The 12,061-nt window shown below is 72.1% G+C and carries 13 protein-coding genes; 7 read left to right on the top strand and 6 right to left on the bottom strand.

Going from position 1 to position 12,061, the window contains the following annotated elements; translation table 11 throughout:
- Positions 1-95 precede the first annotated feature (95 nt).
- Positions 96-1,544 (bottom strand): WS/DGAT domain-containing protein, encoded by a 1,449-nt coding sequence (locus UK82_RS17020; protein WP_044883223.1) that lies wholly within the window; start codon positions 1,542-1,544, stop codon positions 96-98.
- Positions 1,545-2,253: 709 nt separating this feature from the next.
- Between UK82_RS17020 and UK82_RS17015 the strand changes: the two genes are divergently transcribed.
- Both UK82_RS17015 and lpdA read left to right on the top strand, forming a co-directional pair.
- Complete coding sequence (locus UK82_RS17015) at positions 2,254-3,075, top strand: SDR family NAD(P)-dependent oxidoreductase (RefSeq protein WP_044883224.1); 822 nt, start codon at positions 2,254-2,256, stop codon at positions 3,073-3,075.
- Positions 3,076-3,159: 84 nt separating this feature from the next.
- Positions 3,160-4,563: a dihydrolipoyl dehydrogenase gene (gene lpdA, locus UK82_RS17010; RefSeq protein ID WP_055408090.1), complete on the top strand. Its 1,404-nt coding sequence runs from the start codon at positions 3,160-3,162 to the stop codon at positions 4,561-4,563.
- Here lpdA and UK82_RS17005 read toward each other — a convergent pair.
- On the bottom strand, positions 4,553-5,119 hold the full coding sequence (locus tag UK82_RS17005; protein WP_044883226.1) for a hypothetical protein: 567 nt from the start codon (positions 5,117-5,119) through the stop codon (positions 4,553-4,555). The genes lpdA and UK82_RS17005 overlap by 11 nt on opposite strands.
- A 103-nt stretch (positions 5,120-5,222) precedes the next feature.
- On the opposite strand from UK82_RS17005, the gene UK82_RS17000 reads away from it, so the two are divergent.
- Positions 5,223-5,966: an SDR family NAD(P)-dependent oxidoreductase gene (locus UK82_RS17000; RefSeq protein WP_044883227.1), complete on the top strand. Its 744-nt coding sequence runs from the start codon at positions 5,223-5,225 to the stop codon at positions 5,964-5,966.
- A 36-nt stretch (positions 5,967-6,002) separates the two neighbouring features.
- On the opposite strand, the gene UK82_RS16995 is transcribed toward UK82_RS17000, so the two are convergent.
- Positions 6,003-6,482 (bottom strand): MarR family winged helix-turn-helix transcriptional regulator, encoded by a 480-nt coding sequence (locus UK82_RS16995; RefSeq protein ID WP_044883321.1) that lies wholly within the window; start codon positions 6,480-6,482, stop codon positions 6,003-6,005.
- Between the two features lie 73 nt (positions 6,483-6,555).
- On the opposite strand from UK82_RS16995, the gene UK82_RS16990 reads away from it, so the two are divergent.
- Positions 6,556-8,055, top strand: a complete 1,500-nt coding sequence (locus UK82_RS16990; RefSeq protein WP_236706034.1) for an MFS transporter — start codon at positions 6,556-6,558, stop codon at positions 8,053-8,055.
- On the opposite strand, the gene UK82_RS31595 is transcribed toward UK82_RS16990, so the two are convergent.
- Positions 8,052-8,825, bottom strand: coding sequence for a Zn-ribbon domain-containing OB-fold protein (locus UK82_RS31595; RefSeq protein ID WP_236706033.1), 774 nt, complete (start codon positions 8,823-8,825; stop codon positions 8,052-8,054). The two genes, UK82_RS16990 and UK82_RS31595, sit on opposite strands and share 4 nt — an antisense overlap.
- Positions 8,826-8,943: 118 nt before the next feature.
- Between UK82_RS31595 and UK82_RS38315 the strand changes: the two genes are divergently transcribed.
- Complete coding sequence (locus UK82_RS38315; RefSeq protein WP_236706032.1) at positions 8,944-9,090, top strand: hypothetical protein; 147 nt, start codon at positions 8,944-8,946, stop codon at positions 9,088-9,090.
- A 427-nt stretch (positions 9,091-9,517) separates the two neighbouring features.
- Positions 9,518-10,399 (top strand): NAD(P)-dependent oxidoreductase, encoded by an 882-nt coding sequence (locus UK82_RS16975; protein ID WP_236706049.1) that lies wholly within the window; start codon positions 9,518-9,520, stop codon positions 10,397-10,399.
- 57 nt (positions 10,400-10,456) lie between these two features.
- Here the strand turns inward: UK82_RS16975 and UK82_RS16970 are convergent, their stop codons facing one another.
- A complete protein-coding gene (locus UK82_RS16970; protein WP_236706031.1) occupies positions 10,457-10,993 on the bottom strand; it encodes a shikimate kinase in 537 nt (178 codons plus the stop codon).
- Between the two features lie 345 nt (positions 10,994-11,338).
- Here UK82_RS16970 and UK82_RS16965 point away from each other — a divergent pair, with 345 nt between their 5' ends.
- The gene (locus UK82_RS16965) at positions 11,339-11,689 is read left to right on the top strand and encodes a hypothetical protein (protein ID WP_044883230.1); all 351 of its coding nucleotides are present in this window, start codon (positions 11,339-11,341) and stop codon (positions 11,687-11,689) included.
- Between the two features lie 86 nt (positions 11,690-11,775).
- Here the strand turns inward: UK82_RS16965 and UK82_RS16960 are convergent, their stop codons facing one another.
- Entirely contained in the window at positions 11,776-11,958 is a 183-nt protein-coding gene (locus UK82_RS16960) for a hypothetical protein (protein WP_044883231.1), read from the bottom strand.
- Positions 11,959-12,061 lie beyond the last annotated feature (103 nt).

The raw sequence follows: 12,061 nt of genomic DNA, 5'->3' as shown, positions 1-12,061 counted from the left end.
GCGATCCGGCTGCCCCTGACCAGCTACCCGATGTTCACCCACGGGCTCGCAGGCGCGCCGCCGGCCGGACGGCGCGTGACGGCCCGGTGGCGGATCTAGCGGGCCCGCGGACCCGCGTCGCGCTGGACCGGTACCCGCACGCCGCCGGGCGGCGCCGCCCGGCGGAGCTCGGTGAGCTCCGCCAGCCACAACTGGGCGAGACGCTCGTGGTTCGGCACACTGTCGCTGGCTGCGAACGTGATCCCGATGCGGTCCCCGAGGCCGAACAGCGCGACGGACAGGTGCTGGCGTCCGACGAGCAGCGGCCCGGTGCCGATCAGGTCGGTGACGGCGCGTCCCGCGACGGCCAGCGGCCCGCGGATCGTGCGGGCGTTGGTCGCCACCATGGCCAGCTCCCGGGTGCGCCCCCCGAAGCTCGCCGCGTAGGACAGCATGCGGGGGGTGGCCCGCGCCGCCACGGCGGGAAAGTGGTGATGCTCCACCACGCCCATCCCGCCGTCCTTGAGCCGGCGGGTCACCTTGGCGATGCGGGCCAGCCGCCGGGCCGGGTCCGGTTCGCCACACGGCAGCGGGACCCGCACTCCCGAGGTGTAGTTCGACAGCACGTTCTGGTCGGCGGCGATGCGGATGCTGACGGGCATCAGCGCGTGGACGGGCCGGGAGTCGTCCCGCCACTCCGGAAACGACCACGCCCGCACCGCGCCGGCCAGGGCGGCCAGGTAGACGTCGTTGACCGAGGCGTCGTGGCGGCGGGCGACGTCCCGCATCGGCCCGAGCTCGGTGGTGATCCAGGTATGCCGCGCCGGGCCCACCGGCTGGCCGCCCCAGGCGTCGAGAACGCGCGTCGGCGACAGGCAGCTCAGCCCCCGGCTGACGAAGCGCAGGTAGTCGCCGGCCTGCGGGCGGGGGATCGACGCGGGCAGCCCCAGGTCGGGCTCGTCCTCGCCGCCGAACAGCAGGTGCAGCGACCGGTAGAGGGCCGCGCCGTCCTGGGCGATGTGGCTGGTCCGGTAGACGACCACGGCGCCCGCGCTCCCGCGCTCGCACAGCAGATAGAGCATCCACGGCTGGGCGCTGGTGTCGACGGGGCGCCTGGCGATCCCGTCGATCGCGGCGCGGATGCGCCGGTCACCGATCGCGTCGCCGCCGATCAGACCGGCGACCTCGGCCGCGCTCGGCAGCTCCACGGCGACGACGCGCTCGTCGACCCTCATCTCCGGGTCGCAGACCCAGTGGGTCTCGTGCACCGTGGAGCGGCGGTCGGCCGGGCGGACCGTGACCGTCTCCAGCCGGTCGGTGAGCATCCGCGCCCGCGGCGCACGCAGCCGTTCGGCGACGTGCGCCCGCAGGTCCGCCAGCTCCACCGGTCCGTCGAGGAACAGCACCGCGCCGACGTCCTGGTATTCACCGGGATTGAGCCGGTGGAAGGCGAGATAGGCGCGGTCCCCCGCGGTCAGCGGGCGGGCGAATGCCCGGTTGTAGCCGGTCTTCGAGACCGTGTCGAGGAGGGTCATCAGGCGCGCCCCCAGCCCGTCGCCGGGCATTGGGTGCAGGCCTTGACAACGCGATCAATAATGTTAGCAGATCGACGCACGGATGCGTCGTGGATACCTGTACCCATGTACCTGTTTATCCGCGGGCCGTTCAGCCCATCCAGCCTTGTGTCGTACGTCTCCACACGGATGGGCAGGACGGGCGAGAACGATCCCGCCGGAGGGCACGAGCAGCAAGGGAAATGCAGGTGAGGGCGGGTCCGGCACGCTACCGACGCCCGGCCGGGACATCAACACGAATGGGCTACGGTGCTACCGCGACCGGGGTTACACGAATTCCCTCGATATTCGCGTGATAATTGCCGGAGTGCCGATCGGGGGACACCCGGGGACAAGGGATTTGGCCTTCGTGGAGGTGTGCGGCTCCCCGGCGCGCCCATCGTCGGGGCACGGCCGGCCCGGTCGCTCGCCGTGCGGACCCGGCGTCGACGAGAGGTGCCGGTAACGCGGCGGGGCCGAGGTCTTCGCCCAGATCGGGACGGTCGATCTGGGCCAGGCGGCGCGGGTCCTGCTGCAGGTCCAGACCCACATGCTCCAGGGCATGATCGACGGTCTTGGCGGGTCGTCCCGGCTCTGACCTGCGCGTCACCGACGTTGCGGGGTCCGAGGCGACCGGCGTGGTTGCAGGGCGTCGCCGGGATATGCTTTTATTCACCAAAATTGTTGAGAAAGCCGCGGGCGCGGCTGGAGAGAGGACCCGATGAGGACGATTGTGATCACGGGCGGAACCGACGGCATCGGCCGGGCGCTCGCGGACGTCCACCTCCACCGTGGCGACGCGGTCCTCATCGTGGGCCAGAGCGCCGAGAAGGGGGAACGGTTCCTCGACTCCGCGCGCGAGCTCGGCGCCGGCGATCGGGCCCACTTCGTGCGGGCGGATCTGAGTCTGATCGGCGAGAACATCCGGCTGTTCGAGGAGGTCGCCAGGGTCCTTCCCACGGTCGACGTCCTGGTGCTGGGTGCGCGCTACCACCGGTCGGTGCGCACCGAGACACCCGAGGGTCTGGAGAGCAACTTCGCGCTGTTCTACCTGAGCCGTTTCCTGCTCAGCCACGGGCTGGCACCGTCGCTGGAACGCGCCGCGACACCGATCGTTCTCAACGTGGCGGGGCCGGGGGGAACGAGCCCGATCCAGTGGGACGACCTGCAACTGCGCCGGCACTACGTCGGGACCGGGGCGCTGGGCCACGGCGGTCGGCTCAACGACCTGCTCGGCGCCGGGTTCGCCGCCGTGCACCCGGACAGCCGGATCAGGTACATCCTGTTCCACCCCGGCGTCGTGTCGACCAGCTTCTCCGGGGAGTACGACCAGGCCACCGCCGCGCAGGTCGCCGGGCTGAAGGTGACCGGCAAGACGGTGGCACAGAGCATCGGCCAGATCCTGCCCTGCCTGGACCGGCCGCCGGCCGAGCGCCTGAGCGCCTTCACGGAGGGCAGGCGCATCGACGTGGACACCCCGTACTTCGACCGCGACGAGGCGGCCCGGCTCCACGAGATCACCGAGAAGCTGCTCAGGGTCTGATCCGCCCGGGTCCGCTGAGGGGTGTGACCGAACGCCGGGTGAGGCGGGAATGGGGTGTGTGCCCGGGGTCGTTACGCTGCCCTTGTGAGCGAACATTTCGACGTGGTGGTTCTGGGTGCGGGTCCGGGCGGGTACGTGGCCGCGATCCGTGCCGCCCAGCTCGGTCTGACCACGGCAGTGGTGGAGGAGCGGTACTGGGGCGGGGTCTGCCTGAACGTGGGCTGCATCCCGTCGAAGGCGCTGCTGCGCAACGCCGAGCTCGTGCACACCCTCACCCACGAGGCCAAGACGTTCGGCATCTCCGTCGACGGGGCGATCACGGTCGACTACGGGGTGGCGTTCCAACGCAGCCGGAAGGTCGCGGACGGCCGGGTCAAGGGCGTCCACTTCCTGATGAAGAAGAACAACATCACCGAGTACTCCGGGCGCGGCACGTTCGTCGACGACCACACCCTGTCCGTCGCCGGTGCGGACGGCTCGACCAGCACGGTGACGTTCGACCACTGCATCATCGCCGCCGGTGCCACGCCGCGGCTGCTGCCGGGCACCTCGCTGTCCGAGCGGGTGGTCACCTACGAGCAGCAGATCCTCAGCTCCGAACTGCCGCGCAGCATCGTCATCGCGGGCGCCGGGGCGATCGGCGTCGAGTTCGCCTACGTGCTGCGCAACTACGGCGTCGACGTCACGATCGTCGAGTTCCTCGACCGCATGGTGCCGCTGGAGGACGCCGAGGTCTCCGTCGAGCTCGCCCGCCACTACAAGAAGGCCGGCATCACGGTGCTGACCTCCACCCGCGTCGACACCATCGACGACTCCGGTGACACCGTCAAGGTCACCGTGACGGGCAAGGACGGCGTGTCGCAGGTGCTGGAGGCGGAGAAGGTGCTCCAGGCGATCGGCTTCGGGCCGAACATCACCGGCTACGGGCTGGAGAACACCGGCGTGGCGCTGACCGAGCGCGGCGCCATCGACGTCGACGGCTACTGCCGCACCAACGTCCCGCACATCTTCGCCATCGGCGACGTCACGGCCAAGCTCATGCTCGCCCACGCCGCCGAGGCCATGGGCATCATCGCCGCGGAGACGATCGGCGACGCCGAGACCTACCCGCTGGACTACGTGATGATCCCGCGGGCGACGTACTGCCAGCCGCAGGTCGCCAGCTTCGGCTACACCGAGGCGCAGGCCCGGGAGAAGGGCTTCGACGTGCAGGTCGCGAAGTTCCCGTTCTCGGCGAACGGCAAGGCGCACGGCCTCGGCGAGACCGCCGGCTTCGTGAAGATCCTCAGCGACGCCAAGTACGGCGAGCTGCTCGGCGCGCACCTGATCGGCCCCGACGTCACCGAACTGCTGCCGGAGCTGACCCTCGCGCAGCGCTGGGATCTCTCCGTCGCCGAGCTCGCCCGCAACGTGCACGCCCACCCGACGCTGGGCGAGTCCGTCAAGGAGGCGATCCACGGCCTCGCCGGCCACATGATCAACTTCTGAGCTGTGGTGGCTCGGCGGGTGCGCCGAGCCGCTGCGTTCCGATGACCTTGAGAAGTTGCAGCGCCCGGTGGGTGGGAGTCCCGGGTGCCGCGCTGTACAGGATGATCCACTGGTCTCGCTCGGGATCGTGCAGCGCGTCGCAGTCGAGATCGAGCCAGCCGACGTCGGGATGGTTCAGCCGCTTGCGCGTCGAGCGCCGGACCCGCACCTCGTGTTCGTTCCACAGCCGGCCGAAGTCATCGCTGGCGTCGAGGAGCCGACGCACAAGATCGCGAATGCCCGCGTCGTGGGGATAGCGTGCGGCGGCGGCGCGCAGATCCGCGACGGACTCGCGGGCGAACTGCTCCGCGCTGGTTGCGTCGTGACGTTGCCGGGCACCCGGACGGGTGCGGATGTAGTACTCGACGGACATCCCGGCGAGCTGGGCGACCTCCTGCCGGCGCAGCCCGGGCGTGCGGCGACGGTAGCCGGCTTCCAGGCCGACGTCGTCGGGCTGTAGCCGGGCTCGGCGATGGCGCAGGAACGCGGCCAGCTCGCCGCGGTCCACTTTTTCCATGGACTCAGCGTGTCCTACCGCCGGCATCGGCACCATGGGATGGCCGGTACCACCCTCGACGAGGCTCTCCCGCGGCCCCGCTCCCAGGCGGCACGGTACAGGCATGACCTCGACCACGACCAAGAAGGTCGTTCTGATCACTGGGGCGAACAAGGGCATCGGCTTCGCCTCGGCGACGTCGTTCGCCCGCGACGGGCACACCGTGTTGCTGGGCGCCCGCAACCCGCGCCTCGGTGGACCGGCCGCCGCGGCCCTCGCCCAGCGCGGACTGGACGTCACCTTCGTCCACCTCGACGTCACCGACGAGTCGACGATCGCGCAGGCCGCGGCGTTCATCGACGCTGAGTACGGTCACCTGGACGTCCTGGTCAACAACGCCGGTATCACCCGTGACCGGAGGCGTCCGCCGTCGGAACTTCCCGTCACTGCGTTGCGGGAGATCTACGACACGAACGTCTTCGGCGTCGTCGCCGTCACCAACGCCATGATCCCGCTGCTGCGCAGGTCCCGCAGCGGATTCGTCGGCAACGTCTCCAGCGGGCTCGGCACGGTCGCGTTCCTGGCCAGCCCCGACCCGGCGCTGGAAAGCTACGCCCAGCTGCTCGGCTACAACTCCTCCAAGGCCGCGCTGAACGCGATCACTCTTGTCTACGCGCGGCATCTGCGCGCCGACGGCATCACCGTCAACGCCCTGTCACCAGGCTTCTGCGCCACCGACCTCAACGGCCACACCGGCCACGACACCGCCGAGGAAGGCGGCGCTCGCATCGCGGCACAGGTACTCACCCGCCACGAGGACGGCTCAGGGGTGTTCCTGAGCGAGAACGGCGGCACCTATCCCTGGTGACCGCTATCCCTGGTGACCGCGCAGGACTGGTCGCCGTCAGGCGGGGGCACCCTGGTGCCGCCATGCCTGCGCGGTGTGCCGCGTCAACACGCCGGCCGCGAGGGCGCGCAACTGCTCGACCTCGGCGGCGGCCAACCCGGCGAACAGCTCGGGCTCCGCCTCGTCGAGCAGCGTCTCGGCCTGGTTCAGCAGGCGCTGGCCGGCCTGGGTGATGGTGAGGATCTGGCGGCGCCGGTCGCGCGGGTCGCGGTCGCGGCGGATGAGCTCGGCCGTCTGCAGCCGGTCGAGGAAGGACACCAGGTCGCCGCTGTCGAGGTCGAGACGGGCGGCGACGTCGCGCTGGATGGCCGGGCCGAACTCGTCCAGGCAGCACAGGATCGCGTGCTGGTGCTGGTTGAGGCCGAGGGTCGCCAACCGCTCGGCACAGTGCATCCGGGACAGGGCGGCGAGCCGGGCGAGTACGAAACTCGTGCGGTGACGCAGCGCGGCGGGCAGCAGAGCGTCGGACACCGTCATGATCCCCATCCTAGCCGTCGGCCGCTGGCACCCCTATTCATTGGCGATGCCAGCGATTGGTATAACCAGCAGTATGCCTTGCAAGAGAGATCCCGACGGCCGGCTGCTGCTACCGGTGGTGCTGGCCGCCTACGTCCTGTACGGCTTCGACGCCAACGTGGTGAACGTCGCCATCCCCGACCTGCAACGCCGGCTCGGCGCCGGACCCGCGGCGCTCGAGCTCGTCGTCGGCGGCTACGTGTTCACCTACGCGGCGGGAGTCGTCACCGGCGGGCGGCTCGGTGACCTGTTCGGCCACCGCCGCCTGTTCCTCGCCGGGGTGACCGGCTTCGCCGCGGCCTCACTGCTGTGCGGGCTCGCGCAGGGACCCGTCGAGCTGGTGGCGGCCCGCATGGCGCAGGGCCTGACCGCGGCGGCGATGGTCCCCCAGATCCTGGCCCTGGTGACCGCGTCGTTCACCGACGCCGAGCGCTCCCGCGCGTTGGCCTGGTACGGGGTGGCCGGCGCGGTCAGCGGGATCGGCGGGCAGGTGCTCGGCGGGCTGCTGCTCGACGCCGACGTGTTCGGCCTGGGTTGGCGGGCCGTCTTCCTCGCCACCGCGGCGGTCGGCGTCGCCGTCGCCGCGGTGGCGAGATGGGTGCTGCCCCGCGCCGAGCGGCGGACCGCCGCCGGGCTGGAGCTGGATGTTCCCGGGGCGGTAGGGATCTCCGGCGGGCTCGGGCTCGCGCTGCTGCCGCTGGTGATCGGGCACGAGACCGGCTGGCCGGTGTGGGGCTGGCTGCTGCTGGCCGCCGCCGTCCCCACGATGGCGGCCGCAGTGCGCTGGGAGCGGTCCGTGGCGCGCGGCGGCGGGCAGCCCCTCGTCGATCCCGCCCTGTTCCACACCGCGACGTTCGCCACCGGTCTCGCGGTGAACGCCGCGTTCATGGCGTCGTTCAGCAGCTGCCTGTTCGTGCTGAGCCTGCTGTTGCAGGCGGGACTCGGGCTCGGTCCGCTGGCGGCCGGGCTGGCGTTCGCGCCGATGGGCCTGCTGGCGATCGGCAGCTCGTTCCTGGGGCGCCGCCTGGTCGCCCGCCTCGGCCCGGCGGTGCTGCTGGCGGGCTGCGCCGTGACCGCCCTGAGCTTCCTGACCCTGGCGGTGGCCCTGCACACCCATCCCGGCGGCCTGTCCCCCGCCTGGCTCGTCGCCGGGATCGCCGGGATCGGGGCCGGCAACGGGCTGATCCTGCCCTCGCTCGTCGGCGCGCCGCTGGCCGGCGTCCCCCGCGAGCGGTCCGGGGTCGCCGCCGGGGTCCTGACCACCACCCAGCAGTTCGCCAGCGTCACCGGTGTCGCCGTCCTCGGCGCGGTGTTCTTCTCCCGGCTGGGCATCCATCCCGACCGCGGCGCGCACATCCGCGCCGCCGAGTCCGCGTTCTGGCTCGGCCTTGTCCTGGTCGTGGTGATGACCGCCCTGATGGCCCGCCTCGCCTGGCTCGATCCCGCCCGGCGCCACGGCCGGCCGACGGCTGCTCCCACAGCATGTGAGGAACGCGCACCAACCCCCGTGATCACGACTGCAGACGCGCCCTAGCGGGCCCCGGCGCCCGTCGGTCGGCGCGGGCGGAAGAGGACGCTGGGGGTGTCCGCGCCGGGGCGGACGTGGAACGCCGCCCGGACGGGTTGGCCGATCCTCGCCTCCCCCGGCGCGACCCCGTCGAGCCGGCCGGGCAGCCGGACCCCCTCGTCCAGGCTGACCAGCGCGAGGACGTACGGCGGGCGGCCGGCGAACGCGGGCACGCTGGGATGGCGGATGACGAGGTAGCTCTCGACGACGCCGGTGCCGGCCGACGGTGCGAAGTCCGTCGACCCCGCGCAGTGCCGGCAGCGTTCCGGGCGCGGTGGCAGCCAGCTTCGGCAGTCCAGGCACCGGGACAGCACGAACCGGTCCTCACGCAGCGCGGCCCACAACGGCCCGATGCCGTCGTCGTCCTCGGGTGGTGGCCCGGACGCTGCCGCGGAGTCCACCCCGCCCGCAGTGTCCCCGCCCGCAGTGTCCCCATCCGCCATGTTCTCCGCGCCCGCCGCGAGATCCGCCGCAGCCGGCGCCCGCTCGGTCGCCGCCTCCCCCGCACCGTCCGCCTCCCCCGCACCGTCCGCCTCCCCCGCACCGTCCGCCACCGCCGGTGCCACCGCCACCGCCACCGCGGCTGCCGGTGCCGTCCCGGTCGCCGCATCCCTGGAACTGTCTGCCGCCGCCGGCAGAATCACGGTCTGCGCGTCCTCGCCGAGGTCCGCCCCGGCCGCAGGATCGGCGGTCCCCGCAGCGGCGACGCCCTGCGCACCCGGGGGGTCTGCCGCCACCCGGCGTCCGGTCGGGTCCGCTGCGGGCGGTGATTCCGCGCTCGGTGATTCCGTTCCCGATTCCTCGCGGGTGTCGGAGGTCGTGGGGGACGGGGCGGTTGCAGGGGACGGGGCGGTCGTGGGGGACGGGGCGGTCGTGGGCGTGGCCGAGGGGATCACCCTGACCGACGGGATCCTGGTGGACGGGTGGATGGCGGGCGGGGAGCCGGCCGCCGACGGGTCCGGCGGGCGGGCGACCGGGCGAAGGACGCGCACGTGGGGTTGACCGCTGATCATCTGCTCCGCACCGCCGTTCTCACGATCCCCTCCGACTACCGCCGGCGCCGTCGGGGCCCGTCCCCGCCGGTGACGAGCGTCACCGCCCCTGCCGGCGGCCGGCGCCCGACGACGCCCACCACACCATGGTGGTTCATCCGATGGAGCTACGCCTCAGACACGGACTCCCCGTACGAATCGGTCGGGGAGGGATGCGGGCATACCGCGACGGACCCGCGCCGGTGACGGGCGGGCCGACCCGGTCGAACGCCTATCCTGGATCACAGTTCTTGGATCACGGTGGGTCACCGACGTCGCCGACGTCACCGGGCGCCAGGCACCGGGCGCCAGGCACCGGGCGCCAGGCACCGACATCGGCCGGGATCGCGCCGGGAGCACGGTCCGGGTCGCGCCGCGAAGGGAGATGCCGGGTGGTGATGGTGGCGATCGTGAGCCCCGGCGCGATGGGCTCGGCGCTGGGGCGCGGCTACGTCGAGGGCGGCGCCCGGGTGGTGGCCTGTGTGGCGGGCCGCTCGGAGCGGACCCGCGCGCTCGCGGATGGCCTGGACCTCGTCGACTCCCTCGACGGGGCGGTCGGGGCGGCGGACATCGTCCTGTCGGTGGTGCCGCCGGGCGAGGCCGTTGCGGTGGCCGGCGCCATCCGTCAGTCGGCCGCCGCGTCGGGAGCGACCCCGCTGGTCGCCGACCTCAACGCGGTCTCCCCCGCCACGCTCGCGCGGGTGGGGCAGGCCCTGGGCGGCCTGGACCTCGTCGACGGGTCGATCTCCGGCCCGCCGCCCCAGGCGGCGTCCGGGCGAGCCCGCACCCGGCTGTACCTGAGCGGGCCGCGAGCCGGTGAGATCGCCGCGCTGGCCCATTCCCGGCTCGAATCGCGCGTCCTGGCGGGTCCGGTGGGCACCGCGAGCGCGCTGAAGATGAGCACGGCGAGTGTCTACAAGGGGCTCGCCGCCCTCTTCCTGCAGGCGACCGCGGCGGCGCAGCAGGCCGGGGTGCTCGACGTGATGCTCGACGACCTGGGGCCGACATTCCCCGCCCAGGTCGACGGGCTCGGATCGTGGCTCGCGTTGTCGGCGAGCAAGGCGGACCGCTACGTCGCCGAGATGCGCGAGATCGCCGCGACCCAGGCCGCCGCGGGCCTGCCGCCGGAGCTGTTCGAGGCGATGGCCGTGGTGTGGGAGCGGGTCGCCCGGTCCCCGCTCGGTGCACTCACCCCGGAACAGGCCGCCGGCGTGGCGGACGCGGCCGCGGTGATCCGCGCCTTCGGCCTGCCCGCCGCCGGGCATCCGCCCGGGGCCTGAGACCGAGACCGGCAGGCCACCCCACCCCCGCCCCGCGCCGCGTCCACGGGGCGGCGGTCAGCCGGTACCGACCACGCGGGCGAGCTCGGCGGCGATCTCGTGCGGGTCGCGGCCCTCGGTGTCCACGACCTGCCCGACGCGGCGGTAGGCGTCGTCGCGGGCGGCGAACATCTCGTTCAGGGTGGTCAGCAGGTCCTCGCCGAGCCAGGGCCGGCCCTGGCCGCGGCCGACCCGCCGGGCCAGGGTCGCCGGGGTCGCCCGCAGGTAGACGACGCGGCCGGCGTCGGCGATGCGGCCGAGGTCGTCGGGGTTGTCGGCGACGCTGGCCGCGATCCCGGCGACATACGGCGCCGGGGTATCGAGCAGAGCGTGAAGCTGCCGCGACTCCTGGTCGTGCAGGGCTGCGCGGCCCAGGTCGGCCAGGGCGGGCGCGTCGAGTCCGGTTCGCTGCTGGAGCAGGGCGTCGTTGTCGAGGTAGGGCCGGCCGAGCCGATCCGCGAGCGCCCGGCCCACCGTCGACTTGCCCGAGCCCATCAGCCCGACGAGGAAGATCCGCCCGGCGCCACCGGTGGCGGCCCGTCCGACAGCCGGCACAGGCCGGGATGTTGACGACATCTGACCCGTGTACCCGCCGCCTGGAGCAGGTGAACACGGCACGAGAGCATCGACCGTGCGTAGCAGCCGAGGCCGGGCGTTACCGGCGAGACGCGGCCAGGAAGACCGTAAAAGGGTGATCGGCGAGTCCTTGTTGTTCGTTCTTCCGCCTTTAAATTCCGTCACAGGCACCCGTCCGGGACGCTTCCGATTGTGGCGTCAGATGCCCGGAGCTGGGCGCAGACATTCTAATTCCACGTCGGTTTGGCGCTGGCCGGACGGGCTGGGGTAGCGTCCCTTCCGCGCCCTCAGCGCGTTCGGATAATGACCGGAAGGGATCATAAAATGGCCCAGCAGGACCAGCAGCAGCAGCGCCAGCAGGTGGAGCAGCAGCTGCGCCAGAACTGGCGGCAGATCCGCTACCGCATCCTTGACCAGTTCGGTCAGGTCAGCACGGCGGACCTCGATGCCGCGACCGACATCGAGGACCTCGTCGCGCGCATTGCGGACAAGACGCACCACAGCGAGCGCTACGTCGAGAACCGCCTGCGTGAGCTGGCGGGCGTCGGTGGCGGCCAGGGCGGGCTCGGCGGCTCCGGCGAGCGTTTCGGCGGCGGCCAGCAGGGCGGCCAGGGGAACCTGGGGAACCAGGGCCAGCAGGGCCAGCAGGGCCAGCCGTTCGGCGCCCAGCAGTAGCCTCGTAGCTCAGGCCGGCCAATCCCGGCGCGCCATTGGTTAGTCGGTGCGTCGCCCAGCTTTCCTTCGCTACTCGGCGCGCGTTCTCAGCGCGCGCCGAGTAGCGATCTGAGCTCCAGCAGGTCGTCGATCAGCTTGACCGTGTCGGCGTTGCGAGGAAGCTGGCGTAGTTCTTCGAGCATCGCGTCGGTTTGCTCCATGCTGGGAATATCGTTGATTGACGCGACTATCGTCACGATTTCGGCCTCGGGAACACCGCCTGTCTGCATACCTCAGAGTCACACACGAGGGTTCACTCAAAATTAACTCAGGCTTCCTCCGCGTTAATTCTGGCGCCGGTCTCGGCACGGAGAGTGAGAGTCCACCCCTCAT

The organism is Frankia sp. ACN1ag, assembly GCF_001414035.1.
Taxonomy (GTDB): Bacteria; Actinomycetota; Actinomycetes; order Frankiales; family Frankiaceae; genus Frankia; species Frankia torreyi.
The sequence above is the reverse complement of the archived record's forward strand: the minus strand, read 5'-3'. Positions and strand labels throughout refer to the sequence as shown.

Bases quoted from the DNA above. Each gene is read 5' to 3' on its own strand.
- UK82_RS16965 (WP_044883230.1), top strand. From the start codon at position 11,339: ATGGCCCAGCAGGACCAGCAGCAGCAGCGCCAGCAGGTGGAGCAGCAG.
- UK82_RS16975 (WP_236706049.1), top strand. From the start codon at position 9,518: ATGGTGGCGATCGTGAGCCCCGGCGCGATGGGCTCGGCGCTGGGGCGC.
- UK82_RS16960 (WP_044883231.1), bottom strand. From the start codon at position 11,958: ATGCAGACAGGCGGTGTTCCCGAGGCCGAAATCGTGACGATAGTCGCG.
- UK82_RS17015 (WP_044883224.1), top strand. From the start codon at position 2,254: ATGAGGACGATTGTGATCACGGGCGGAACCGACGGCATCGGCCGGGCG.
- UK82_RS16990 (WP_236706034.1), top strand. From the start codon at position 6,556: ATGCCTTGCAAGAGAGATCCCGACGGCCGGCTGCTGCTACCGGTGGTG.
- UK82_RS17020 (WP_044883223.1), bottom strand. From the start codon at position 1,544: ATGCCCGGCGACGGGCTGGGGGCGCGCCTGATGACCCTCCTCGACACG.
- UK82_RS17000 (WP_044883227.1), top strand. From the start codon at position 5,223: ATGACCTCGACCACGACCAAGAAGGTCGTTCTGATCACTGGGGCGAAC.
- UK82_RS17005 (WP_044883226.1), bottom strand. From the start codon at position 5,119: ATGGAAAAAGTGGACCGCGGCGAGCTGGCCGCGTTCCTGCGCCATCGC.
- UK82_RS16995 (WP_044883321.1), bottom strand. From the start codon at position 6,482: ATGACGGTGTCCGACGCTCTGCTGCCCGCCGCGCTGCGTCACCGCACG.